The 24,541-nt window shown below is 60.9% G+C and carries 26 protein-coding genes and 1 tRNA gene; 14 read left to right on the plus strand and 13 right to left on the minus strand.

What is annotated here, in order from left to right; translation table 11 throughout:
- Window positions 1-18: 18 nt before the first annotated feature.
- The 4 genes from BFP96_RS26815 to BFP96_RS26830 form a co-directional block, all read right to left on the minus strand.
- A complete protein-coding gene (locus BFP96_RS26815) occupies window positions 19-1,047 on the minus strand; it encodes an AbrB family transcriptional regulator (protein ID WP_065937363.1) in 1,029 nt (342 codons plus the stop codon).
- Entirely contained in the window at window positions 1,040-2,554 is a 1,515-nt protein-coding gene (locus BFP96_RS26820; protein WP_065886225.1) for a tripartite tricarboxylate transporter permease, read from the minus strand. Before BFP96_RS26820 ends, BFP96_RS26815 begins: the two co-directional genes overlap by 8 nt.
- Window position 2,555: 1 nt before the next feature.
- Window positions 2,556-3,014 carry a tripartite tricarboxylate transporter TctB family protein gene (locus BFP96_RS26825; RefSeq protein ID WP_065893465.1) on the minus strand — a complete coding sequence of 153 codons (459 nt, stop codon included), beginning with the start codon at window positions 3,012-3,014 and terminating at the stop codon, window positions 2,556-2,558.
- Window positions 3,015-3,162: 148 nt separating this feature from the next.
- The gene (locus BFP96_RS26830) at window positions 3,163-4,146 is read right to left on the minus strand and encodes a Bug family tripartite tricarboxylate transporter substrate binding protein (RefSeq protein ID WP_065897738.1); all 984 of its coding nucleotides are present in this window, start codon (window positions 4,144-4,146) and stop codon (window positions 3,163-3,165) included.
- A gap of 230 nt (window positions 4,147-4,376) precedes the next feature.
- On the opposite strand from BFP96_RS26830, the gene BFP96_RS26835 reads away from it, so the two are divergent.
- Window positions 4,377-5,048, plus strand: coding sequence for a response regulator (locus BFP96_RS26835; RefSeq protein ID WP_057723066.1), 672 nt, complete (start codon window positions 4,377-4,379; stop codon window positions 5,046-5,048).
- Complete coding sequence (locus BFP96_RS26840; protein WP_065897736.1) at window positions 5,041-6,432, plus strand: sensor histidine kinase; 1,392 nt, start codon at window positions 5,041-5,043, stop codon at window positions 6,430-6,432. Before BFP96_RS26835 ends, BFP96_RS26840 begins: the two co-directional genes overlap by 8 nt.
- Here the strand turns inward: BFP96_RS26840 and BFP96_RS26845 are convergent.
- Both BFP96_RS26845 and BFP96_RS26850 read right to left on the minus strand, forming a co-directional pair.
- Window positions 6,426-7,247, minus strand: a complete 822-nt coding sequence (locus BFP96_RS26845) for an HDOD domain-containing protein (protein WP_065893468.1) — start codon at window positions 7,245-7,247, stop codon at window positions 6,426-6,428. The two genes, BFP96_RS26840 and BFP96_RS26845, sit on opposite strands and share 7 nt — an antisense overlap.
- A gap of 38 nt (window positions 7,248-7,285) precedes the next feature.
- On the minus strand, window positions 7,286-8,227 hold the full coding sequence (locus BFP96_RS26850; protein ID WP_065937364.1) for a CAF17-like 4Fe-4S cluster assembly/insertion protein YgfZ: 942 nt from the start codon (window positions 8,225-8,227) through the stop codon (window positions 7,286-7,288).
- Window positions 8,228-8,367: 140 nt separating this feature from the next.
- On the opposite strand from BFP96_RS26850, the gene BFP96_RS26855 reads away from it, so the two are divergent.
- Complete coding sequence (locus BFP96_RS26855) at window positions 8,368-8,622, plus strand: FAD assembly factor SdhE (protein WP_003189444.1); 255 nt, start codon at window positions 8,368-8,370, stop codon at window positions 8,620-8,622.
- A complete protein-coding gene (locus tag BFP96_RS26860) occupies window positions 8,606-9,052 on the plus strand; it encodes a protein YgfX (RefSeq protein ID WP_065937365.1) in 447 nt (148 codons plus the stop codon). Before BFP96_RS26855 ends, BFP96_RS26860 begins: the two co-directional genes overlap by 17 nt.
- Here the strand turns inward: BFP96_RS26860 and nadB are convergent.
- Window positions 9,021-10,637, minus strand: coding sequence for an L-aspartate oxidase (gene nadB, locus BFP96_RS26865; RefSeq protein WP_065937366.1), 1,617 nt, complete (start codon window positions 10,635-10,637; stop codon window positions 9,021-9,023). The genes BFP96_RS26860 and nadB overlap by 32 nt on opposite strands.
- A gap of 461 nt (window positions 10,638-11,098) precedes the next feature.
- Here nadB and rpoE point away from each other — a divergent pair, with 461 nt between their 5' ends.
- From rpoE to BFP96_RS26885, 4 genes are all read left to right on the plus strand, one after another.
- Complete coding sequence (gene rpoE, locus BFP96_RS26870) at window positions 11,099-11,680, plus strand: RNA polymerase sigma factor RpoE (RefSeq protein WP_003172477.1); 582 nt, start codon at window positions 11,099-11,101, stop codon at window positions 11,678-11,680.
- A gap of 32 nt (window positions 11,681-11,712) precedes the next feature.
- On the plus strand, window positions 11,713-12,300 hold the full coding sequence (locus tag BFP96_RS26875) for a sigma-E factor negative regulatory protein (protein WP_065937367.1): 588 nt from the start codon (window positions 11,713-11,715) through the stop codon (window positions 12,298-12,300).
- Window positions 12,301-12,316: 16 nt separating this feature from the next.
- Window positions 12,317-13,276, plus strand: coding sequence for a MucB/RseB C-terminal domain-containing protein (locus tag BFP96_RS26880; protein ID WP_065893472.1), 960 nt, complete (start codon window positions 12,317-12,319; stop codon window positions 13,274-13,276).
- Between the two features lie 234 nt (window positions 13,277-13,510).
- Window positions 13,511-14,950, plus strand: a complete 1,440-nt coding sequence (locus tag BFP96_RS26885; protein ID WP_065886235.1) for a DegQ family serine endoprotease — start codon at window positions 13,511-13,513, stop codon at window positions 14,948-14,950.
- 243 nt (window positions 14,951-15,193) lie between these two features.
- Here the strand turns inward: BFP96_RS26885 and BFP96_RS26890 are convergent, their stop codons facing one another.
- The gene (locus BFP96_RS26890; RefSeq protein WP_065937368.1) at window positions 15,194-16,627 is read right to left on the minus strand and encodes a M48 family metalloprotease; all 1,434 of its coding nucleotides are present in this window, start codon (window positions 16,625-16,627) and stop codon (window positions 15,194-15,196) included.
- 95 nt (window positions 16,628-16,722) lie between these two features.
- On the opposite strand from BFP96_RS26890, the gene BFP96_RS26895 reads away from it, so the two are divergent.
- Window positions 16,723-16,962 carry a sulfurtransferase TusA family protein gene (locus tag BFP96_RS26895; RefSeq protein ID WP_065886237.1) on the plus strand — a complete coding sequence of 80 codons (240 nt, stop codon included), beginning with the start codon at window positions 16,723-16,725 and terminating at the stop codon, window positions 16,960-16,962.
- Between the two features lie 18 nt (window positions 16,963-16,980).
- Here BFP96_RS26895 and BFP96_RS26900 read toward each other — a convergent pair whose 3' ends face one another.
- Both BFP96_RS26900 and BFP96_RS26905 read right to left on the minus strand, forming a co-directional pair.
- Window positions 16,981-17,454 (minus strand): peroxiredoxin, encoded by a 474-nt coding sequence (locus BFP96_RS26900; RefSeq protein ID WP_065893474.1) that lies wholly within the window; start codon window positions 17,452-17,454, stop codon window positions 16,981-16,983.
- Between the two features lie 10 nt (window positions 17,455-17,464).
- Window positions 17,465-18,025 carry a glycine cleavage system protein R gene (locus BFP96_RS26905; protein WP_065937369.1) on the minus strand — a complete coding sequence of 187 codons (561 nt, stop codon included), beginning with the start codon at window positions 18,023-18,025 and terminating at the stop codon, window positions 17,465-17,467.
- A gap of 262 nt (window positions 18,026-18,287) precedes the next feature.
- Between BFP96_RS26905 and dapA the strand changes: the two genes are divergently transcribed.
- From dapA to BFP96_RS26930, 5 genes are all read left to right on the plus strand, one after another.
- Window positions 18,288-19,166: a 4-hydroxy-tetrahydrodipicolinate synthase gene (gene dapA, locus BFP96_RS26910; RefSeq protein ID WP_065886239.1), complete on the plus strand. Its 879-nt coding sequence runs from the start codon at window positions 18,288-18,290 to the stop codon at window positions 19,164-19,166.
- 17 nt (window positions 19,167-19,183) lie between these two features.
- Complete coding sequence (bamC, locus tag BFP96_RS26915) at window positions 19,184-20,299, plus strand: outer membrane protein assembly factor BamC (RefSeq protein WP_065886240.1); 1,116 nt, start codon at window positions 19,184-19,186, stop codon at window positions 20,297-20,299.
- 4 nt (window positions 20,300-20,303) lie between these two features.
- Complete coding sequence (locus tag BFP96_RS26920; protein WP_065897731.1) at window positions 20,304-21,062, plus strand: MBL fold metallo-hydrolase; 759 nt, start codon at window positions 20,304-20,306, stop codon at window positions 21,060-21,062.
- A gap of 27 nt (window positions 21,063-21,089) precedes the next feature.
- Entirely contained in the window at window positions 21,090-21,803 is a 714-nt protein-coding gene (gene purC / locus BFP96_RS26925) for a phosphoribosylaminoimidazolesuccinocarboxamide synthase (RefSeq protein ID WP_065937370.1), read from the plus strand.
- Window positions 21,804-21,886: 83 nt separating this feature from the next.
- Window positions 21,887-21,976 (plus strand) — tRNA-Ser (locus BFP96_RS26930).
- Window positions 21,977-22,054: 78 nt separating this feature from the next.
- On the opposite strand, the gene BFP96_RS26935 is transcribed toward BFP96_RS26930, so the two are convergent.
- From BFP96_RS26935 to BFP96_RS26945, 3 genes are all read right to left on the minus strand, one after another.
- On the minus strand, window positions 22,055-22,342 hold the full coding sequence (locus tag BFP96_RS26935) for a type II toxin-antitoxin system RelE family toxin (protein WP_065937371.1): 288 nt from the start codon (window positions 22,340-22,342) through the stop codon (window positions 22,055-22,057).
- Window positions 22,332-22,571: a type II toxin-antitoxin system RelB/DinJ family antitoxin gene (locus BFP96_RS26940; RefSeq protein ID WP_065886281.1), complete on the minus strand. Its 240-nt coding sequence runs from the start codon at window positions 22,569-22,571 to the stop codon at window positions 22,332-22,334. The genes BFP96_RS26935 and BFP96_RS26940 overlap by 11 nt, the downstream gene beginning before the upstream one ends.
- 678 nt (window positions 22,572-23,249) lie before the next feature.
- Window positions 23,250-24,476, minus strand: a complete 1,227-nt coding sequence (locus tag BFP96_RS26945; RefSeq protein ID WP_065937372.1) for an MFS transporter — start codon at window positions 24,474-24,476, stop codon at window positions 23,250-23,252.
- Window positions 24,477-24,541 lie beyond the last annotated feature (65 nt).

Genomic DNA, 24,541 nt, shown 5'->3' on the forward strand with positions numbered 1-24,541 from the left:
GCACGACAAGCTGCTTATTCAAGGCTGACGATTCCAGTACCGGAACAACGGCTCCGCCAGGAACAGCACAAACAACAAACGCATCACCTGCATCGCTGTCACCAATGGCACCGACAATTGCAAGGTTTCAGCCGTAAGGCTCATCTCGGCAATGCCGCCGGGCATCATGCCCAGGGTCAGGGAGCGCAGGTCGAGATGGGTCAGGGCGCTCAAGCCCATCGCCGCCAATGTTGCCAGTGCCATGGTCAAGGCGGTGCCTATCAAGGTGCGCGCCATGAACGCCGGCGCACGTCGGAAGAACTGGCGGTTGAAGTGACAGCCCAAACCGCTGCCGATCAACCATTGGCCGATCTGACTGCCGCCATCGGGCAGGCCGATATGCAGATCCCACATCACACTGGCCGTCGCGCTGACCAGCAACGGGCCGAACAGCCAGGGGTTCGGTTGTCGCAAACGCTGCCAGCCCCAGGCCGCCAGCGCACCTATCGGAAACAGCAACGCCAGCCATAGCCAATTGACCGGCGCCGGATGAAGCTGCGGCGCGCCCCCACCCAGCAAGTATTTGAAGATCGCCGGCACACACAGCACCACCACTAATACCCGCAGGCTTTGCCCCGCCGCGACACGGCTCAACACGGCACCGTTGCGTGCGCCGAGGTTGACCATCTCGCCGGACCCGCCTGGCATGCTGGAGAAAAACGCGGTAGCGCGATCTTCGCCACTGCGGCGCATCAGCCACACACTGACCACACTCGACAGGCTGGTGACCAGCGCGCCGAAAAAGATCAGCCCGAAGTGGCTCATCACTTGCTCGATCACCACCGGTGTGAAGTGCAGGCCGATGCCGATGCCCACCACCCATTGGCCGCATTTGCGCCCACCGGGGATTTCCGCCAACTGCCACGGCGTCAGGCAACGCACCAGGATGATCGCCAGCAACGAGCCGACCATGTAGGGCAAAGGCCAGCCGACGAGGCTGGCCAGGTAACCGCCGGCCAGGCCGACCAGCGGTGTGCCCCACCAATGTTTGAAGGTGACCTCAGACATCGGCCACGGCACGACGCTGCAGGGCGCGTTTGCGGTAGATGCGCACCAGCGGGAACATCAGCATCAGTGCGGTCAGTACCCACACGCCAAAGGTGATCGGGCTCGACCAGAGGATTTCCAGTGCGCCGTTGGAGATCGACAGCGCCCGGCGCAGGTTCTGTTCCATCAGGCCGCCGAGGATAAAGCCGAGCAATACCGGCGACAGCGGGAAGTCCAGCTTGCGCAGGATGTAGCCGAAGATGCCGATCCCGACCATCAGGAACAGGTCGAACGTGGTGGCGTGAACCGCGTACACACCGATCGCGGTAATGATGGCTATCACCGGCACCAGCGCCCAGTTCGGCACGGCGAGGATACGGGTGAAAATGCGGATCATCGGGATATTGAGGATCACCAGCATGATGTTGGCGATAAACAACGACGCGATCAGGCCCCAGACAATGTCCGGTTGCTGTTGGAACAGCAGCGGGCCGGGCGTGATGTTGTACAGCGACAGGGCGCCGATCATCACGGCCGTGGTGCCCGAGCCGGGAACGCCCAGGGTCAGCATCGGCACCAGTGCGCCGCAGGCGGAGGCGCCGATCGCGGTTTCCGGAGCGGCCAGGCCACGCATGTCGCCTTGGCCGAATTTGCCGCTGGCACCGGCCAGGCGTTTTTCGGTCATGTAGGCCACGGCGGACGCCAGGGTTGCACCGGCACCCGGCAACACGCCCATGATGAAACCGAGCAAGCCGCAGCGGATGTTAACCACGAACACCGCACCGGCTTCCTTGAGGTTGAACATCATGCGCCCGGTGGCCTTGACCGCTTCCTGGCCACGGTGGGTTTTTTCCAGCAGCAACAGGATCTCGCTGATGGAGAACAGGCCCAGCACCAGCACCACAAACTGAATGCCGTCGGTGAGGTGGATGTTGTCGCCGGTAAAGCGGTACACACCGCTGTTGGCATCGATGCCCACCGCCGAGAGGAACAGGCCGATCAGCGCCGCCACAAAGGTCTTCAGCGGCTTGTCACCGGCCATGCCGCCCAGGCAGACAATCGCGAACACCATCAGTACGAAATATTCCGCCGGACCAAAGGCAATCGCCCATTTGGCCAGCAGCGGTGCGAAGAGCACCATGCCGCAGGTGGCGATAAAGGCTCCGATGAACGAACTCCAGGCCGACAACGACAGCGCCACGCCGGCCAGCCCTTTACGGGCCATCGGGTAGCCGTCGAGGGTGGTCATTACGGTGGAGGCTTCGCCCGGAATATTGAGCAGGATCGAGCTGATGCGACCGCCGTATTCGCAGCCCAGGTACACCGCTGCGAGCAGGATCAATGCCGACTCGGGTGGCAGGCCCAGGGCGAATGCGATGGGGATCAACAGCGCTACGCCGTTGATCGGGCCCAGGCCCGGCAACAGACCGACCACGGTGCCGATCAGCGTGCCGCACAACGCGGTGATCAGGTTGTACGGGCTCAGCGCGACGCCGAAACCCTGGCCCAAATAGCCAAAAGTATCCATATCAGTTCTCCAGAACGTCGAGCAGGCCGAGGGGCAGCGGCACATCCATGGCTTTATCGAACAGCAGGTACAGGCCGATAGCCATGAGGCCAACGATCACCACGCTGGGCATCCAGCGGCCGCCATACAGGCGCGCCATCGGGATGCCGATCAACATGCTGCTGAGGATGAAACCCAGGGATTCGAAGGTGGCGGCGAACACGAGCAACAGCACCACGCAAATGCCTATCTTGATCAGGGTGTCGCGGTCCAGCGCCGGGTCTTCTTCGGTGTGTTTGGTGGGCTGCGGGCGAAACAGCATGTAGATCAGTGCCAGGCTCATCAGCCCGAGCATCAGCAGCGGGTAGGCGCGCGGTCCGACCGGCTCGTAGGAAAACGCCGCCTGATACGGCCAGGCCATCAGGGCGAGGCCGGCGCAGGCCAGCAACAGCACGGCGGCGAAAATGCGTTGTAAGAGCATAGAAAACTCCAAGGCCCCTCTTGCAGGAGCGAGCTTGCTCGCGAAAAACGTCAACGATAACGCGTGCTGTCTGGACGCACGTGGATGTCCTTGGGTTCTTCGCGAGCAAGCTCGCTCCTACAGGGGCATTACACAAAAGAGGGGGCGTTTACTGGATCAGGCCGAACTCTTTGGCCAGCACTTTGTAGTCAGCCACCTGTTTCTTCACGTAGGTGTCCAGCTCCGGGCCGGTCATGGCGAATGGGAACAGCTCGCGCTGGTCACGCAGCTTGGCGAACTCGTCGGAGGCCAGCAGTTTGTCGAACGCCTCTTTCCACCAGGCGTAGTCGGCATCGCTGACTTTTGGCCCGAGGTAGAAACCGCGCACCACAGGCCAGACGATGTCGTAGCCTTGCTCCTTGGCGGTCGGGATGTCTTTCATTTCCGGCTCGTCCAGACGCTGCTCGGAGAACACCGCCAACAGGCGCATGTCACCGCTGAGGATGTGCGGCATGGAGTCGGAGATATCGGTACTGCCCACCTGGATGTGGCCACCGAGCAACGCGGTGGCGATTTCGCCGCCGCCTTCGAGTGCGACGTAACGCAGCTCGCGCGGGTTGATCCCGGCCGCCTTGGCGATCAGTGCGGTTTGCATCCAGTCCTGGCTGCCGACCGTGCCGCCCGAACCTATCACCACGCTGCCTGGATCTTTCTTCAAGGCTTTTACGAGATCGTCGAGAGACTTGTAGGGCGAATCACTTTTCACCGCGATAGCCCCGTAGCTGGTACCCACTGCTGCGAGCCAGCGCACGGCGCTTTCATCGAAACGACCGAACTTGCCCTGGGCCAGGTTCAGCAACGAACCGCTGGACCAGGCCACCAGGGTGCCGGCATCCGCAGGGCGCTGGGCAACCACCGCGTTGTAGGCCACGGCGCCCACGCCGCCTGGCATGTAGGTCACACGCATTGGCTTGCTCAAGAGCTTCTGGTTGACCAGCGCGCTTTGCGCCAGTTTGCAGGTCAGGTCGAAACCACCGCCAGGGGAGGCCGGGGCGATGCATTCAGGGCGCTTGGGTTCATCGGCGGCCAGCAGGTGGCCGGCAAACAGCATGCAGCCGGCGGCGAGGGCGAGCTTACGTAGGGGGAACGTCATGTGTGTCTCCATTTATTGTTCTTATTTGGCGAAAACGCTTCGAGGCGTTTTTCGGGTGCTATCGCTCAATAGCTTGGCAGGCTTAACCTGCCGTCGCCCGATGCTAACCGGCGAAGCTTTCAGTATCCTTTCAACTGCCTTTCACGGTTTTCGGGCTTCACAGGGCAGTCGGCGCCTGTAAACTGCCTCGCAAAGCGTGGCGCCGACCACCCCGAATAAGGTAGAAATCCATGCGCGTCCTCCTGGTTGAAGACCATTTGCAACTTGCCGAAAGTGTCGCCCAGGCGCTCAAGAGCACGGGGTTGACCGTCGACGTACTGCACGATGGCGTGGCCGCGGACCTGGCCCTGAGCAGTGAGGAATACGCCGCGGTGATCCTCGATGTGGGGCTGCCGCGCATGGACGGTTTCGAAGTGCTGGCACGCTTGCGCGCCCGTGGAAAAAACGTGCCGGTGTTGATGCTGACGGCCCGCAGCGATGTAAAGGACCGCGTGCATGGCTTGAACCTGGGCGCTGACGATTATCTGGCCAAACCGTTTGAACTGACGGAACTCGAAGCGCGGGTCAAGGCGTTGCTGCGGCGCAGCGTGTTGGGCGGCGAGCGCCAGCAGGCGTGCGGCGTGCTGGTGTACGACCTCGATACGCGGCGCTTCACGGTCGGTGGTGAATTGATGACCCTGACCTCTCGTGAGCAAGCCGTGCTTGAAGCACTCATTGCCCGGCCTGGTCGGGTGATGAGCAAGGAGCAACTGGCCTCCCAGGTGTTCGGTCTCGACGAAGAAGCCAGCCCCGACGCCATCGAGATCTACGTGCACCGCCTGCGCAAGAAGCTCGATGGCCAGCCCATCGCCATTGTCACCTTCCGTGGTCTCGGCTACCTGCTGGAAGCCCGCGATGCATAAGCCCCGCAGCCTGCGCTGGCGCCTGCTGTGGAACCTGGCGCTGTTGCTGGTGCTGCTGATGCTCGCCAGCGGCATGAGCGCCTATTGGAACGGTCGCGAAGCCGCCGACACCGCCTACGACCGCACGCTGCTGGCCTCGGCGCGCACCATTGCCGCCGGCTTGACCCAGGTGGACGGCACGCTCAGCGCCAATGTGCCTTATGTAGCCCTGGATACCTTCGCCTACGACAGTGCCGGGCGTATTTATTATCAGGTCAACGACATCCACCAGCAGCTGATTTCCGGTTATGAAAACCTGCCCGGGCCGCCACCCGGCACCCCGCGCACCGACGATTACCCGGCCCTGGCGCGGTTCTACGACGCTGTGTATCAGGGCCAGCCGGTGCGCGTGGTGAGCCTGCTCAAGGCTGTCTCCGAGCCGAACATGAACGGCATGGCGGAGGTGCGTGTGGCGGAGACCGACGAAGCCCGTGTCGCCATGGCGCGCAGCCTGATGGCCGACACCTTGTTACGCCTGGGCATGCTTGCCATTGGTGCGCTGCTGCTGGTGTGGTTTGCCGTCAGCGCGGCGTTGCGCCCGCTGGAGCGCCTGCGCACGGCGGTGGAAGAGCGCCAGCCCGACGACCTGCGGCCCTTGCCGCTGGTGGAGGTGCAGGATGAGTTCGGCCCGCTGGTGCGCTCCCTCAATCATTTCACCGAACGCCTGCGCGGCCAGTTCGAACGCCAGGCGCAGTTTATTGCCGACGCCGCCCACGAGTTGCGCACGCCGCTGGCCGCGCTCAAGGCCCGCCTGGAACTCGGCCTGCGCGCCGAAGAACCGGCCACGTGGCGCAGCACCCTGGAAACCGCCGCCCAGGGCACCGACCGTCTCACTCACCTGGCTAATCAGTTGTTGTCCCTGGCCCGCATCGAAAACGGTGCCCGGGCCATTGCCGAAGGCGGAGCGCAGTTGCTCGACCTCAGTCAACTGGCGCGGGAGCTGGGCATGGCCATGGCGCCGCTGGCCCATGCGCGTGGCGTTGCCCTGGCGCTGGAGGCGGACGAACCGGTGTGGCTGCGTGGCGAACCGACGCTGCTCAACGAGTTGCTGAGCAACCTGGTGGACAACGCATTGGCCCACACCCCACCGGGTGGCAACGTGATTTTACGGGTGACGGCGCCGGCGGTGCTGGAAGTCGAGGACGATGGCCCGGGTATCCCGCTGGAGGAGCGGGACCGGGTGTTCGAGCGATTTTATCGACGCAGTCAGCAGGGTATGGGGTCCGGCCTGGGGCTGGCGATTGTCGGCGAGATCTGCCGTGCGCACCTGGCGCAGATCAGTCTGCATGATGGCGCGTCGGCGGGCTTGAAAGTGCGAGTGAGCTTTATTGCCGGCGATCAATAGAACATCGAACGTGCTTCATGCAGCTCAAGGTGCAGTTTCTCGCTGGAGGGGTCGAGCCGCAGTTTTTTCATCGCCGGCACGCTCGCCATGTCGACTTTCGCCAATGGGTGTTCCGTGTTGTGGTGACAGAACAGCACCGCAACCTGCACCAGGTCGATGTAATCGAGCGGGCCGCCGTCGCGTTCCAGGTTCAGGTACTGGCCCGGCAGTTTTGCCAGCATTTCCGGGAAGTCCCAGCCACTGAGCAACTTGTCGCCCAGTATCGGATGGATGCTGTCGATCACGTGGTTTAGGCTGACCGGATCGGACAGCAACTCGTAATGGTCTTCGGCGTAGGTGAGGATCGGCAGCACGCCAATCTGGTGCACCAGGCCTCCCAGGGCCGCCTGGTCCGGCTTGAGCTGGCTGTGCCGGCGACATAAGGCATAGCTGACGCCGGCTACTTCAAGGCTGCGGCGCCACACATCGCGCATTTTCTGTTCCACCACCTCGGAGCGGGCGTGGAAGATCTGTTCCATGACCAGGCCGATGGCCAGGTTGCTGCTGTAATTGGTGCCGAGCCGCGTGATGGCGGTGTGCAAGTCGGTGACTTCCTGAGTCGCCCTCAGCAACGGGCTGTTGACCACTTTGATCAGGCGCGCCGACAGGGCCGTATCACGACCGATCACCTTGCTCAAGTGGCTGATGCTGATCTCCGGGTCTTCGGCGGCCTGACGAATCTTCATGGCCACCTCCGGTAATGTCGGCAGAACCAGGTCATCGTTGTCGATGGCCTTCACCAAAGCCTGTTGGACTTTTTCCGCCAGCTGGTTCATTCATGCTCTCTAGGGTGTCGCAAAAAAAGGTGCAGCGATCAACGCTGGATCTCGCGATCGCGATCCAGCGCGTAGGGCAGGTCGAGCAACTGCAGGCCGGGGCCTTCCAGGCTGCCTAAACGGATGTCGCCATTGTCGGCAGCTTCGGCTTGCAGCACGGCAAGAAGTTCAATTGACTGGTCGGCTTTTGCCGCGATGACCACTTCGCCGATCGAACTGTTATGGCTGGGAGCAAACAGTGCGGTGCCTGGCTCGGGCAATTGGGCTGCAACCATGCTCAGGCGGTACAGGCGGCGCTTGAGTTTGCCGAGGTACTGCATGCGCGCGACGATTTCCTGGCCGGTATAGCAGCCTTTCTTAAAGCTGACCCCGCCCACGGCTTGCAGATTGAGCATCTGCGGGATGAACAGTTCGCGGGTCTGCGGCATCACTTGGCCGACTCCGGCGCGAATCTGGCCCAGCAACCATTCGTTCAGCTCGGCTTGCGGCAGGGTGGCCGCCAATTGGCTGTGCAGGCTCTCGGCGTGTTCGGCGGGTGCCCAGAGTTCAGCGCGGCCTGGCGATACACGGATGGCGATCAGCGTCTCGGTGCGCACCACGCTGTCGGTCTCCACCGGTAACGCCAAACCAAGGGCGGATAGGGCCTGATCGGCATGCGCCAGGCCAAAACGCACCCACGCGGCGCTTTCATCGGTGAGTTTGGATTTGGAGAACACCGCGTATTTTTTCAGGTCCGCCAGTTGCGGTTCGAGCAGTTCGCTGGCCATGGCCAGGAGCACGCCGTCACCTTGTAACAGGATGCGAAAACTGGACTGCATCCGGCCTTTTTGCGTGCAGCGCGCGCCCAGGCTGGCCTGGGTGTCATTCAGGTAATTGAGGTTGCAGGTCAACTGGCCCTGCAGGAACTTGGCAGCGTCAGCACCGCGGACGGCAAGAACGCCTTCGTGGGTCAGGGAGCAGAAGAAAGCAGAGTCGGCCATGGGTCATCGCAGGTTAAAAAGTCATGGGTGCATCATAGAGGGGCGCCCGGCAAATGCATAGTTTCCATGGGGCGCGACCAAAGCCGACTGGTCCGGTGCCGTCGGGCCTGTATACTTGCGCTCTATTTGAGGAGCGCTCCATGGTCGAAGATGTAGAAATCAATCGCCTCTACTGGCACAGCCGTCGTGGCATGCTGGAATTGGACGTGTTGCTGGTGCCTTTCACCAAAGAAGTCTACGCAACGCTCAACCAAGTGGATCGCGACCTTTACGTCCGATTGCTGGAATGCGAGGACCAGGACATGTTCGGCTGGTTCATGGAGCGCGCCGAATCGGAAGATCCGGAGCTGCAGCGCATGGTTCGGATGATCCTGGACCGTGTCCAGCCCAAGTAACCGTTTTGAATGCCGCTGGCAGGCCTCACGGCTGTTGCTGGCGGCGTATCTGCTTGCCCAGTTGCTCGCGCTGGGTGCCTGCCTGGTGGTCGACCTGCCTTTTGCCTCCCTTGGCCTGCTGGTGTGCCTGGCCCACGCCGCGTGGGTGTTGCCGCGACATATCCTGCTGACTCATCGCTCGTCGATTCGCGGCCTGCGCCGCGATGAAGAGGGCTGGCAATTGTTCAGCGCCGAGCGCGGCTGGCACAGCGTGCAACTGCGGCCCGACAGCCTGGCGCTGCCGCTGGTGGTGGTGCTGCGTTATCGCGTGCAGGGTGAGCGGTGGGTGCGCTCCTTTTGTGTGCCTCGCGACTCGCAGAGCGCCGATGTGCACCGGCGCCTGCGCGTACGCTTGAAGTTCAGTCGCCGTAGGTGGCTGGCACCAGAATAGTGTCGCGGGCCTCGGGCAGCATCTGCGGGTAGTCCAGGGTGTAATGCAGGCCCCGGCTTTCCTTGCGCTCCATGGCCGAGCGGATCATCAGCTCGGCGACTTGAGCCAGGTTGCGCAGTTCGATCAGGTCGCGACTGACTTTATAGTTGCTGTAGAACTCGTCGATTTCATCCAGCAGCAAACGCACCCGGTGCTGTGCCCGTTGCAGGCGCTTGTTGGTGCGCACGATCCCCACGTAGTCCCACATGAAGCGGCGCAGCTCGTCCCAGTTGTGCGCGATGATCACGTCCTCGTCCGAATCCGTCACCTGACTGGCATCCCAGCGGGGCAGGGCGGCGGGTACCGGGATGCGCGGCAGTTGTTCAAGGATGTCCGCCGCTGCCGAGCGCGCGTACACGAAGCATTCGAGCAGCGAGTTGCTGGCCATGCGGTTGGCGCCGTGCAGGCCGGTGAAGCTGGTTTCGCCGATGGCGTACAGGCCGGGCACGTCGGTACGGCCATGCTGGTCGACCATCACGCCGCCGCAGGTGTAATGCGCGGCAGGCACCACCGGGATCGGGCCTTTGGTGATGTCGATGTTGAAGGTCAGGCAACGTTCATAGACGGTGGGAAAGTGCGTCTTGATGAAGGCCTCCGGTTTGTGGCTGATGTCCAGGTAGACGCAGTCGATACCCAGGCGCTTCATTTCATGGTCAATGGCGCGGGCGACGATGTCGCGCGGCGCCAGTTCGGCGCGTGGGTCGAAGCGCTGCATGAAGCGTTCGCCATTGGGCAGCTTCAAGTGCGCACCTTCGCCGCGCAAAGCCTCGGTGATCAGGAAGCTCTTGGCCTGGGGGTGATACAGGCACGTGGGATGGAACTGGTTGAATTCCAGGTTCGCCACTCGGCAGCCCGAGCGCCAGGCCATGGCGATGCCGTCGCCGCAGGCCCCGTCAGGGTTGCTGGTATAGAGGTAGACCTTGGCTGCGCCGCCCGAGGCAAGGATGGTGAAGCGCGCGCCATAGGTGTCGACTTCACCGCTGGCGCGGTTCAGCACATAGGCGCCTAGGCAGCGCTCGCCGGCAAGGCCCAGGCGCTTTTCGGTGATCAGGTCGACCGCGACGCGCTGCTCCAGCAATTCGATATTGGGCCGTTGGCGGGCCTGATGGAGCAGCGTCCTGAAGATGGCGGCGCCGGTGGCGTCGGCGGCGTGGATGATGCGGCGGTGGCTGTGGCCGCCTTCACGGGTCAGGTGGAACTCGAATCCACCGTCATCGTTGCCTGCATGCTCATCGCGCGTGAAGGGCACCCCCTGGTCGATCAACCATTGAATGGCTTCGCGGCTATGCTCGACCGTGAAGCGCACCGCGTCTTCATTGCATAGGCCGCCGCCGGCATTGAGGGTGTCTTCGACATGGGATTGGACGGTGTCGGTGTCGTCCAGCACGGCAGCAACACCGCCTTGCGCCCAGAATGTCGAACCGTTGGCCAGGTCGCCCTTGCTCAGGACGGCAATGCGCAGATGGCCGGGGAGGGTCAGCGCCAGGCTCAAGCCGGCGGCACCGCTGCCGATCACCAGGACATCGTGTTGAAACTGTTGGCTCATTGAATGGATTCCGCAAAAAGCGATCCGGAGAGGAGGCGCAAGCAGGACGCCTGGATCGGCGAATCAAAGGGGCACACAGGCCACTAGTATATAGAGGGGTGGAGCGGCACAATAGCCAGGCATTCGTGGCATTGTGAGATTACGGTGCACAGCTTCGGTTTCACAGCCGGTCAGCGAGCGGGAACTTTTTGCATAGGCCCCGACTCAATAGCAGGTTGCCCGAAAGCTGGGAAGACGTTGTGTTTATTGGCCCGTCGGGAGCATTGGACGCGTCAGAAGACCGACGACAAGATTATTCGCGCAGCCGGCGTTGCCTGAGCTGCGTTTTTCGTGTGTGCCAAATCAGTGCGTGCCGGAAACTTGCTTGAAGGGGGAGAACTTTTGCGAAAAGCCCGAGTCTATGTTTGCAAGCCTGATCGTTTAGTTATGCAAGCCTCCTTCGAGTACAACGAGGAGTGTTCATGCTAACCCAGGAAGAGGATCAGCAGCTGGTCGAGCGCGTACAACGCGGCGATAAGCGCGCATTTGATCTGTTGGTGCTGAAGTATCAGCACAAAATTCTCGGGTTGATCGTGCGGTTTGTGCACGACACCCATGAAGCGCAGGACGTTGCACAGGAAGCCTTTATCAAGGCATACCGTGCACTGGGCAATTTTCGCGGTGATAGCGCGTTTTATACGTGGCTGTACCGCATCGCCATCAACACGGCGAAGAACTATCTGGTGTCTCGCGGTCGCCGCCCACCAGACAGTGATGTCAGTTCAGAAGATGCTGAATTCTATGATGGTGATCACGGCCTCAAAGATCTCGAGTCGCCGGAGCGTGCTTTGCTGCGCGACGAGATCGAGGGAACCGTTCATCGAACGATTCAGCAACTGCCAGAAGATTTGCGTACGGCGTTAACTTTACGTGAATTCGATGGTCTGAGTTACGAAGACATTGCGAGCGTCATGCAATGTCCGGTGGGGACTGTAAGGTCACGGATTTTCCGGGCCCGGGAAGCCATCGACAAAGCCTTGCAACCGTTGTTGCAGGAAAACTAAAGACAGCGGCGACAGCCAAGAGAGGAACCGCCATGAGTCGTGATGCCCTGCAGGAATCGCTGTCCGCAGTGATGGATAACGAAGCGGATGAACTGGAACTTCGTCGAGTGCTCAACGCATTTGATGATGCCCAAACCCGTGATACCTGGTCTCGTTACCAAGTCGCTCGGGCGGTGATGCACAAGGATCTTCTAATCCCTCGTCTGGATATTGCTGCGGCCGTTTCTGTCGCGTTGGCCGATGAAGCCGTTCCGGCAAAAGCTGCTCGTGGTCCATGGCGTAGCCTGGGTCGTCTGGCAGTCGCTGCTTCGGTGACCGTCGCCGTACTGGCCGGTGTTCGTCTGTACAACCAGGACGAAATCGCAGGTGCCGAGTTGGCCCAGCAGACTCAGCAGCCGGTTATGGCCGGTCCGCAGGTCAAAGGCCCGGCTGTACTGGCTGGCTACAAGGAAAGCTCTGACACCGCCGGCCCTATGGCTAACGGTGTGCTTCAAGGGCAATCCGGCTGGCAGGATCAGCGCCTACCAGGCTACCTGCGCCAACATGCACAGGAAGCAGCTGGCAAGAACGCTGAAAGTGCCCTGCCATATGCTCGCGCAGCAAGCCTGGAAAACCGCTGAACCGTTAAGGAGCCCTATGCGCGCCATACCGCTCCTTACGCTTTTGCTCAGTAGTTGGTTTGCACTACCCGCCCACGCCGATGAAGCCCAAGACTGGCTGACTCGACTTGGGCGTGCAGAGCGGCAGCAAAGCTTTCAAGGTACGTTCATCTATGAGCGTAACGGCAGTTTTTCTACCCACGACATCTGGCATCTCGTCCAGAACGGTCAGGTCCGGGAGCGTCTGTTGCAGCTCGATGGTTCTGCCCAGGAAGTGGTACGGGTAGAGGGGCATGCACAGTGCGTCAGCGGCACACTTGTGGCCGGCCTGGGCAGTCCCCGTGACGCCGCGTCATATTCGCTGGACCCACAAAAACTCAGTCAATTCTATGATCTGGCCGTAATCGGCAAATCTCGCGTGGCCGGTCGTAATGCGGTTATCGTGTCGATTACTCCGCGTGACCATGACCGCTATGGATTCGAGCTGCACCTGGACCGTGAAACTGCATTGCCCCTCAAGTCGCTGTTGCTCAGTGAGCAAGGGCAACTGCTGGAGCGCTTTCAGTTTGTGCGATTGAACACCTCCGCGCCACCCACTGACCATGATTTGCAGCCCAGCAGCGAATGCACCCCTGTCGCGATTGACCATAGCAATGCCGTGCAAGCGCCTGCCTCGAATGCGTGGCACCTGGATTGGCTGCCAGCTGGCTTTGAGCTGACGCGGAATGCGTCGCGCAAAGACCCTCAGACAAAATCCACCATCGACAGCCTGATGTATGACGATGGGCTTGCACGTTTTTCGGTGTTTCTCGAAACCACCAACGGTGCGAGCGTGTCGCAGACGCGTACTCAGCTTGGGCCTACGGTTGCGGTATCCCGGCATTTGAATACGGTGGACGGCGAGATAATGGTGACGGTGGTGGGGGAAATCCCGATCGGCACCGCCGAGCGCGTCGCATTGTCGGTTCGCGGTGAAAAGACCGCAGCCAAACCGTGAGTCGTTAATCCAGTGTTCATCCTGATCTTTCACTCTGCCCCCATGCCAGGGTGCCTGCCGAGAGCATGAAATGTCTGGATCAGCATTTTCACTTGCAAAAAATCCTTATGTTTTTTATAGGTCAGGGCTTCTCGGCCCTGGCCTTGTTTGTTCGCGGAACAAAAAATGTCGGTCGCGGTTTTCGGCGTTTTTTGAACCCTGTCGCTCAACCCTGCTCGTCGTAACGGGAGCTGTATGTCGATACCACGTTTGAAGTCTTACCTATCCATAGTCGCCACGCTGCTGGTGCTGGGTCAGGCCGTGCCCGCGCAAGCGGTCGAACTGCCTGACTTCACCCAGCTGGTGGAGCAGGCCTCGCCTGCGGTGGTGAACATCAGTACTACGCAGAAATTGCCGGATCGCAAGGTGTCGAACCAGCAGATGCCGGACCTGGAAGGCCTGCCGCCGATGCTGCGCGAATTCTTCGAACGAGGCATGCCGCAACCCCGCGCCCCGCGCGGTGGTGGCGGTGGCCAGCGTGAAGCGCAGTCCCTGGGTTCGGGGTTCATCATTTCGCCTGACGGCTACATCCTGACCAACAACCACGTAATTGCCGATGCCGACGAGATCCTCGTGCGCCTGGCCGATCGCAGTGAGTTGAAAGCCAAGCTGGTCGGCACCGACCCACGTTCGGACGTTGCCTTGCTGAAAATCGAAGGCAAGGACCTACCGGTGCTTAAACTGGGCAAGTCCCAGGACCTGAAAGCGGGCCAGTGGGTCGTGGCAATCGGTTCGCCTTTCGGGTTTGACCACACTGTCACCCAGGGCATCGTCAGCGCCATCGGTCGCAGCCTGCCAAACGAAAACTACGTACCGTTCATCCAGACCGACGTGCCGATCAACCCGGGCAACTCCGGTGGTCCGCTGTTCAATCTGGCGGGCGAAGTGGTAGGGATCAACTCGCAGATCTACACCCGCTCCGGTGGGTTCATGGGGGTTTCTTTCGCGATTCCGATCGACGTGGCCATGGACGTCTCCAATCAGCTGAAGGCCGGTGGCAAAGTCAGCCGCGGTTGGCTGGGTGTGGTGATCCAGGAAGTGAACAAGGACCTCGCAGAGTCGTTCGGTCTCGACAAGCCTGCGGGTGCGCTGGTCGCACAGATCCAGGATGACGGCCCGGCTGCCAAAGGTGGCCTGCAGGTCGGCGACGTTATCCTGAGCATGAACGGCCAGCCGATCATCATGTCGGCCGACTTGCCGCATCTGGTAGGCGCGCTGAAAGCGGGCAGCAAAGCCAAGTTGGAAGTGATTCGGGACGGCAAGCGCCAGAACGTCGAGCTCACTGTTGGCGCAATCCCGGAAGAGGGTGCGACCCTGGATGCCCTGGGTAACGCCAAGCCGGGTGCCGAGCGCAGCAGCAATCGCCTGGGCATTGCCGTGGTTGAGCTGACGCCTGAACAGAAGAAGGCCTTCGACCTCAAGAGCGGTGTGGTAATCAAGGAGGTCCAGGATGGCCCAGCCGCCTTGATCGGCCTGCAGCCGGGCGATGTGATCACCCACCTGAACAACCAGGCAATCGATAACACCAAGGAATTCACCGACATCGCCAAGGCGTTGCCGAAGAATCGTTCGGTGTCGATGCGTGTGTTGCGTCAGGGGCGTGCCAGCTTCATCACCTTCAAGCTGGCCGAGTAGTCGTCCAGCCCAATAAAAAGCCCCGCCATCGACGGATGGCGGGGCTTTTTTGTGCGCCTTTGATTGTTCCCTCGCTCCGCGTGGGAATGCATTCCGTGACGCTCTGCGTCACCATTGCGCAAGTGTCGGATCTTGCGCTGAAACCAGGACGCGGAGCGTCCCGGCTGGCATTCCCACGCAGAGCGTGGGAACGATCAAGCCCCGCCATTGAAGGATGGCGGGGCTTTTTTGTGGGCGATGGGTTTAGCTCATCATCCCTTTCACCAGGCGTTCCTGTTCGATCAACTCACGCTGGCGCGCATCGATTCGCGAGGACAGTGGGAAGTTGTTGCCGGCGCGGCGCTTGGCAAAGTCCAGTTGCTGGATGGCTTGCTGGAAATCGCCCACCAGAGAGAAGTATTCGGCGCGCGCCTGATGCAGGCCAATGATATTGCCCGACAAACCGCGCGTTTCGGCGACCTGATACCACACGTCCGGATCATCCGGGCGGGACTTGAGCAAGCCGTCCAGGGCTTTTTCCGCATCGGCGGTACGGTTTTGTTTGAGCAGCAGATCGACGCGTACCTGGTTCAGTGGATAGTTGCTGGGGTACTGGATCAGCATGCGGTCGGTGCGTTGTTGGGCGTCCGGCATGCGATTGCTGGTGATGTCCAGCTCGATCTGCGCCAGGTTGTAGGTAATGTCGTTGGGCGCCTTGGCCAGCAGCGGCGCCAGGCTTTCCCGTGCTTCCTTGAGCTGGGTGCCCTTGATCTGGGCAATGGCCAGGCCATAACGCGCCACATCGTTTTTCGGGTTCTCGTCCAGCTGTGCCTGGAAACGTTTGGCGGCCAGGCCCGGCGTGTCTTCATACTTCAGTTGCACCCGCGCGCGAATCAACTGATAGCGCAGGCTGTCTTCCTTGCCGCCAGGCTTGGCTTGTTCCGCGCGGTTGCGGGTGTCGGCGATCCGCGATTCGGTGACCGGGTGCGTCAGCAGGAATTCCGGTGGCTTGGCGTCGAAACGGTACTGGCGCATCAGGCGCTCGAACATGGTGGGCATGGAGCGCGGGTCATAGCCGGCTTTCTCCAGGTTGAGGATGCCGATACGGTCGGCTTCCTGTTCATTCTGGCGAGAGAATCGACGCTGCTCCTGGATCGCGGCGGCCTGGGAGCCGGCAATCGCGGCAATGCCCGCATCGCCGGCACCGGCTGCGGCGGCAATGATGCCACCGAGCAGGGCAGCCATCATCGGGATCTGCATGCGCGACTGCGCTTCTACGCCCCGGGCAAAGTGGCGTTGGGACAAGTGCGCCAATTCGTGGGCCAGCACCGATGCGTATTCACCTTCGGTCTGGGCATTGAGGAACAGGCCGCCATTGACCCCAACGATCCCGCCGGGTGCGGCGAAGGCGTTGAGCTGCGGGCTGTTGATCAGGATGAATTCCAGGCGCCGGTCGTTGACCTGGCTGGTTTCCACCAGCTTGTACACGCTGGTTTCGACGTAATCCTTGAGCTGTGGATCATTGAGCTGCGAGACCTGGCCGCGCAGATAGGCCAGCCATGCGCGGCCCAGTTGGTATTCCTGTTGCGGCGAGACAATGGCAGAACTGGCGTCGCCGAGTGACGGCAGCTCATCAGCGAAGGCCGGGGAGGCCAGCAGGCAGGCCAGCGTCAGCAGGGTAGGGCGCAAAAAATTCATGCACAAAGCCTTTCGACAAAGAGCTTACTGTAGCCGGACACTGAGCTTCGGACCAGATATTCTAAGCCGCTCAAATGTTTGCCTGGAGTAACACCATGATCGACGCTGTCGCCTTTGACGCCGAACTCGATGCCAGCGGCCTCAATTGCCCGTTGCCCTTGCTCAAGGCCAAGCTGGAACTCAATCGACTGGCCAGCGGTGCCGTACTCAAGGTCACCGCCACGGACGCCGGTTCCCAGCGGGACTTTCGCACCTTTGCCAGGCTGGCGGGGCATACGCTGGTCCAGGAAGAAGAGGCTGCTGGTGTGTACCGTTACTGGCTGCGCAAGGCCTGATCGCCTTGTAAGCGCCAATCAGGCCTCGTTCAGCGCCTGCGCCGCCGCCAACACCGCGTCTACGTGCCCCGGCACTTTCACGCCGCGCCATTCCTGACGCAGTACACCTTCGCTGTCGATCAGAAAGGTGCTGCGATCCACGCCCAGGTATTCCTTGCCGTAGAGCTTCTTGAGCTTGATTACATCAAACAGCTGGCACACCGCCTCGTCCTTGTCGCTGATCAACTCGAAGGGAAACGCCTGCTTGGCCTTGAAGTTCTCGTGAGACTTCACGCTGTCACGCGACACGCCGAACACCTCGGTGTTGGCGGCCTTGAACGCTGCGTACTGGTCACGAAAGCCCTGGCCTTCGGTGGTGCAGCCCGGCGTGCTGTCCTTGGGGTAGAAGTAGATCACCACTTGCTTGCCCTTGAGGGCTGCGAGGCTGAAGGTCTGGCCGCTTGTGGACTGGGCTTGGAAATCGGCTACAGGTGTGTCGATGGCTACCGGCATGAGTCCTTCCTTACATTGGGTTCTGTGGGCGCCATGGTTCGATCAGCGCGTCAAGGTTCAGGGCATCGGCGAAGTCCAGGAACTGGTCGCGCAACCAACTGATCTGCACGCCGGCCGGCAAGGTCACAGTGAAGGTGGCATTGAGCATGGTGCCGCCGGTTTGCGGCGCCTGATAGGTGTCGCAGGTCAGGTTCTCCAGTTCGACGTTGTTGTCAATGAAGAACTGGCACAGCTCGTTGACGATGTCCGAGCGATAGGCCGAGCTGACATACGCCACATAAGGCAGGGCCTGCGGGCGGTTTTCCAGGGCAGCGCTGCGCACTACATTGACGGTGAAGTCGTGCTTCTTGGCCAGGCCCGGCAGGCCGGTCTCAAGGCGCGCCAGGGCGTCCCAGCTACCAGAAATCTGCAGCACCAGAGCGCTGCACTCGCCATGGCGGGTCAGGCGCGAGGTCACCACGGCGCAGCGGTTCTCATGGCTGGCGCGGCACAGGACGTTGGTCAGCTCCATGGGGTTGGCGCCGAGGGCACTGATAACAAGGAATTGTTCGCGAACTGTGGGGGTGGACATGCAGCCTTCCTAAAGCGATGAGCGGTCGATACCGCCAGGGCGGTACCGATCAAAGGATCAAGGGTAGCGAAAAGCGTCGCCAAGGGCTAGGAGGTGGCGTTTTCATTGCGTGAACGACCTGATTCAGGCGCTGCTTTGGCCCAATGATGGCATTGCCCGTCGTTTAGTTGCGCCATAACGCATCCTCGCACGGTACTTCGCTTGTACAAGCATCTTGGCGCCAGTACCATTACGGCTCTCTTTTTCCGGCAGGAGCGGTTGCATGATTGCGGGCAGTATGGTGGCACTGGTCACACCCATGGATGCACAAGGTCATCTCGACTGGGACAGCCTGGGCAAACTGGTGGACTTCCACCTGCAAGAAGGCACCAACGCCATCGTGGCGGTCGGCACCACCGGTGAGTCGGCCACCCTCGACGTGGAAGAACACATCCAGGTGATCGAGTTCGTGGTCAAGCGGGTTGCGGGCCGTATCGCCGTGATCGCAGGTACCGGCGCCAACTCGACGCGGGAAGCGATCGAATTGACCCGCAATGCCAAGAAGGCCGGCGCAGACGCCTGCCTGCTGGTGACGCCGTACTACAACAAGCCGACCCAGGAAGGCTTGTACCAGCACTTCAAAGCCATCGCCGAAGCCGTCCAGATCCCGCAGATCCTCTATAACGTACCGGCTCGTACCGCGTGCGATATGAAGGCCGAGACCGTGATCCGCCTGTCCACCGTGCCGAACATCATCGGCATCAAGGAAGCCACGGGCGACCTGCAACGCGCCAAGGACATCCTGGCCGGCGTCAGCAGCGACTTCCTGTTGTACTCCGGTGACGACGCCACCGCCGTGGAGCTGATGCTGCTGGGCGGCAAAGGCAACATCAGCGTGACCGCCAACGTCGCCCCGCGTGCCATGAGCGACCTGTGCGCCGCCGCCATTGCCGGTGATGCCGTGACCGCCCGCGCGATTCACGAAAAGCTGATGCCGCTCAACAAGACACTGTTTACCGAATCCAACCCTATTCCCGTGAAATGGGCGCTGACTGAAATGGGCATGATGCCGGACGGTATCCGTCTGCCGCTCACCCGTCTCAGCGAAGCCTTTCACGAACCGCTGCGACAGGCCCTGCGCCAGTCCGGCGTCCTGGTTTAATTGAGGAAGCACTACGCATGAAGCGATTGGCCGGACTTTCCGCACTTGCCTTGATTATCTCCAGCACCAGTGGCTGCGGTTGGGTATGGGGCCCGGAAGGCTACTTCCGTGACCGTGGCAGCGATTACCTGGAAGCGCAAGCAACCAAACCGATGCAACTGCCGCCTGACGTGAACGTCGCCAAGCGTCTCGACCCGCTGCTGCCGATTCCGCGCAATGTCGCCGACGACACCGTCAAGGGCGAATATGTAGTGCCACGTCCGCAGCCGATCACGGCAGTGGCCGATGCGAGCGACTACAGCCTGCAAAAGAGTGGCGACAACCGCTGGATCGTGGCCCAGCGCCCACCTGCCGAAGTCTGGCCGGTGGCGGTGCAGTTCTTCCAGGACAATGGCTTTCGCATCGACGAGCAGCGCCCGCAGACGGGTGAGTTCACCACGGCGTGGCAGCAAGGCCGTGAGTTGTCCGCCAACATGGCCCAGCGCCTGTTGGCTGGCGGTGTAGCCGCCGACAGCGAGGCCCGTGTGCGTGTGCGCATCGAGCCGGGCGTACAGCGCAACACCAGTGAAGTCTATGTGGTCAGCGCCGAGCGCCCTGCCGGCAGCACGGCCAGCGTCGATTTCACGCCGCGCTCGGTCAATACCGGTGTCGACGCCGCGCTGGTCGACGAGATGCTGGCCAGCATGAGCCGCATCTCCGAGAAGGGCGGCTCGGTTTCCCTGCTCGCCGCACGTGATTACGACACGCCCAGCCGCGTCAGCCTCACCGAAGATGGCAGCGGCAACGTGGTGCTGAACCTGGGTGAAGATCTGGACCGTGCCTGGGCCAGCGTAGGTCGCGCACTGGAGCAAGGCCCTTGGCGTGTCGAGGACATCAACCGCAGCCTGGGTCTTTACTACATCAACGTGGCTGAAAAGGCCGAGAAAAAAGACGACGAGCCAGGTTTCTTCGGCAAGTTGTTCGGCAGCCAGCCGACCAAGGAAGAAGTCGAGACCCGCGCCGAGCGTTATCAGGTTCGTTTGAGCAAGGTCGGCGAGAGCGTGCAAGTCACCGTCGAGAAAAACATCAACACTGTCGCGCCAGCTGAAACAGCGCGCAAAGTATTGGGTGTGATTCAGGACAACCTGGGCTGATCCGATGCGTTTTGCTGTTCTCGGTAGCGGTAGCCAAGGGAACGGCACGCTGGTCGCCCATGACGACACATACATATTGGTCGATTGTGGTTTCTCGTTAAGAGAAACCGAGCGGCGCCTGCTGCGCCTGGGGGTTCACCCCGCGCAGCTGAGCGCGATTCTGGTGACCCACGAACATGCCGACCACGTGCATGGCGTGGGTTTGCTGTCTCGACGCTACAATCTTCCGGTGTATTTGAGTCGCGGTACGTTGCGCGGGATGCGCAAACCCATTGAGCCCGCAGGTTTCCTGGCCGGTGGCGAGCAGCTGCAGATCGGTGCCCTGAGCATCAGTGTCGTCGCCGTCGCTCACGACGCGCAGGAGCCGACGCAATATGTATTCAGTGACGGCGAGCGACGCTTCGGCGTACTGACCGACCTGGGTTCCTACTGCGCGAAAGTGCTGGACGGTTACCGCGACCTCGATGCCTTGATAATCGAGTCCAATCACTGCCGAGACCTGCTGGCTCGCGGTCATTACCCCTACTTTCTCAAGCAGCGGGTGGGCGGCGAACTGGGACATTTGAACAACCATCAGGCGGCGTACCTGGTGTATGAGTTGGGCTGGCAAGACCTGCAACACCTGGTCCTGGCCCACCTGAGCAGCAAGAACAACCTGCCGACGCTTGCCCGGCAATGTTTTGTCGACACCCTCGGGTGCGACCCGGACTGGCTGCAACTGGCCGATCAAGATTCAGGGCTCGACTGGCGCCACATCGCCTAGCCCACCTCACTCAAAGCGGAGCCCATCATGGAAAAACGTGAAGAACTCTACCGCGGCAAAGCCAAGTCGGTATACAAGACCGACGACGCCAACCGCCTGATCCTGCTGTTTCGCAACGATACCTCGGCGTTCGACGGCAAGCGCATCGAACAGCTTGATCGCAAGGGCATGGTGAACAACAAGTTCAACGCCTTCATCATGCAGAAACTCGAAGAAGCCGGTGTTCCGACCCAATTCGACAAACTGCTGGGCGATAACGAATGCCTGGTCAAGAAGCTCGACATGATTCCGGTCGAATGCGTTGTGCGCAACTACGCCGCCGGCAGCCTGGTCAAGCGCCTGGGCGTGGAGGAGGGCCTCAAGCTCAACCCTTACACCTTCGAGCTGTTCCTGAAGGACGACGCCAAGGGCGACCCGTTCATCAATGAATCCCACGTCGTGGCGTTTGGTTGGGGCACCGCTGAACAACTGGCACGCATGAAAGAGTTGTCCCTCAAGGTCAACGACGTGCTGAGCAGGCTGTTCGACGACGCCGGCCTCCTGCTGGTGGACTTCAAGCTCGAATTCGGCGTATTCCACGATGGCTCCATCGTCCTGGGCGACGAATTCAGCCCGGACGGCTGCCGCCTGTGGGACAAGGACACCAAGAAGAAGATGGACAAAGACCGCTTCCGCCAGGGCCTCGGTGACGTCATCGAAGCCTATGAAGAAGTCGCCAAGCGCCTCGGCGTACCGCTTTAATCGACGCAAGCATCTGATAGCACGGAAAAAAATCGCCTTTGGGGTTTGCTTCCGTGAAACACACTGTTATGATGCGCGCCGTTGGAGAGATGCCAGAGTGGCCGAATGGGACGGATTCGAAATCCGTTGTACCTTCACCGGTACCTAGGGTTCGAATCCCTATCTCTCCGCCATTACATGAAAAAGCCCCGTAGCTGCATAAGCTACGGGGCTTTTTCGTTTGGGGCGTCTTTTGGGCTATCAACCCACGGTTAGCTCAAGCGCTCATTCGCCTTGCGATAGGCCTGATCGTGCTCCCGCTTATCCACGGCCACCACGACGACGGTAATTTCCTGATCGATCACTTGATAGATCAGTCTGTAGCCGCTACTGCGTAATTTGATCTTGTAGCAGTCAGGGAGTCCATGCAGGCGATTGGCTTCGTTGCGGGGGGTGTTCAGAATCTCCACCAGCTTCTTCTTGAGCTGCTGGCGGAGAGTGTCGCCGAGTTTTTGCCATTCCTTCAATGCGCGTGCATCAAAATCAAGGCTATAGGTCATCCAACGAAACCTTCACTCGCTGGGGAGATGCCAAGCGTTCACGTACCGTGGCCATCAAGGCCTCATCCTCTTGCGTCATCAGCACGGGCTTGAATGGCAGCTGACCACGCTCGGCGACGTACTGCAGCGCCTGACGCATCAGCTCGGAGGGCGTGACGCCGAGCTTCTCCAATTCGAGATAGGCGCGCGCTTTCAGGTCGTCATCAATACGAACGTTGATAGATGCCATGGGAAAAGTCCTCCTGTAATGACGTTGGTCATTACATTGGATGAGGTGCGTCCCTTTGGCAAGTCTGTCTGGACATACGGCAATCGCTTTCATTCTTTGATCCTACTTTTTACCCTTCGGTTTGGCTGGCGGCTTTTTATCCGTTTCCTTGACCGTCTCCCGCGGCCTTTTTTTTGCCTCACCCTCTGTCACGTATTCTCCTGTGACCGCGTCGCGATATCTCGTTGGCATATAAGCTCCCTGGCAAGTACGTCGCCAAACCGGCGACTCTTTTGAGGCTAGCTTAGCGGCCTGGATGCTCAAGTTTCACTGCGGGAATTCTCGTTACCAAGCCTTTCCGAAATAGCTGCTTACGACTTTAAAAACGAGCGTGTAATCACGCTGACTACGTCTTTTCCCGTATCCGTTGAGTGCTCCTGAAGACAGGTCATAAGGCTTACACCTTATTCAGGACCGGACACTGAAACAAAAAAAACCTGCCGAGCTCAATGCTCAGCAGGCTTTTTACATGATCGTTCCCACGCTCTGCGTGGGAATGCCGCCCAGGACGCGGAGCGTCCTGCTTTCAGCGCAAAATCCGGCACCTGCGTAATAGTGACGCGGAGCGTCACGGGATGCATTCCCACGCGGAGCGTGGGAACGATCAATGCTCGGCAGGCTTTTTAGTGTGTTGTCTGGTCAGGCCGGTTGCGCCGCCAGGTGATTGCTGATGTTACGCCCCAGCACCAACACGGTGACGAAGCCTACGCCCACCAACGCTGTGGCCAGGCTCAACAGCACCGAAGTGCCCAGGTGGTCAACGATCTGTCCACCAAAGAACGACCCCAGCGCAATGATCACCTGGAACAGCGCAACGAATAACGGCATGCCACGTTCCACGTCCTGGGGCGCGACCACGAACATCCAGATGCTGGCGCACGCCGGGAAGGCGCCGAAGGCGAAGCCCCACAGCGCGATCAGCATCGTGGCGCCGATCATGCCGGTGGCGAAGTAGGGGAACAGGGCGGTGCTGGTGCCAATCATCAGCGCGACCAGCAGCAGGGTGTGACGCACGCTGCGATTGGCGGCGAAACCGGCAAAAATGTTACCTGCCACACCGGCCACGCCAAACATCAGCAACAGCGAGCCGATCGTCGGCCCGTCGAAGCCTGCGCTGTTCTTGAAGAACGGCGCGACGTAGGTGTAGGCGGCAAAGTGCGCGAGGCCGATCAGCAACACGGCGATCAGTCCGACTCGGGCACGTGGGTTGATAAACAACGCCGGCAAGTCACGCACGAGGATGGCCTTCTCCGGGTAGAGTCGAGGCAACAGGAAGACCTGCGCCAGCAGTACCGGTACGCCCAGCAGCGCGGTGACCAGGAAGGTCATGCGCCAGCCCATCAGGCCACTCAACCAGGTACCGACCGGCACGCCCAGTACGGTGGCCAGGGTCACGCCCATCATGATGATCGAGGTGGCTTTCGCGACGTCCACTCCCCTGGGGGCCAGGCGGCCGCTGAGGGCGATGGCCGTCGCCCAGAAACCACCGATGCTGATGCCCAGCAACACGCGCCCGAACAGCAGCAGGCTGAAGTCGCTGGCCAAAGACACCACCAGGTTGGCGATGATCATGACCAATGTCAGGCCGATCAGCAGGTAGCGGCGATCCATCTTGCCAATGATCACCGACAGCAGCGGCGCCGCGAGGGCGGCCATGATGCCCGGCAGGGTCACCATCAGGCCCGCGTGGCCGGCGCTGATGCCGAGGTCGCTGGCGACGTCGTTGAGCACGCCCACGGGCAGAAACTCGCTGGTCACCAGGGCGAACGCGCCCACGGCGACCGAAAGAATCGCCAACCACTGCTGTTTGACACTCTGTTGATTATGTTCGGGAAGGCCGCGAGGGGCCTGGCTGGCATTTGGCATGGTGTTCAGTTCCGGGGTGAGCGTCGCCTGAAGTCAGGCGAGGGGGAGGGAATTTGGAGCCGATT

This window comes from Pseudomonas sp. 34 E 7, from assembly GCF_900005715.1.
Lineage (GTDB): Bacteria > Pseudomonadota > Gammaproteobacteria > Pseudomonadales > Pseudomonadaceae > Aquipseudomonas > Aquipseudomonas orientalis_A.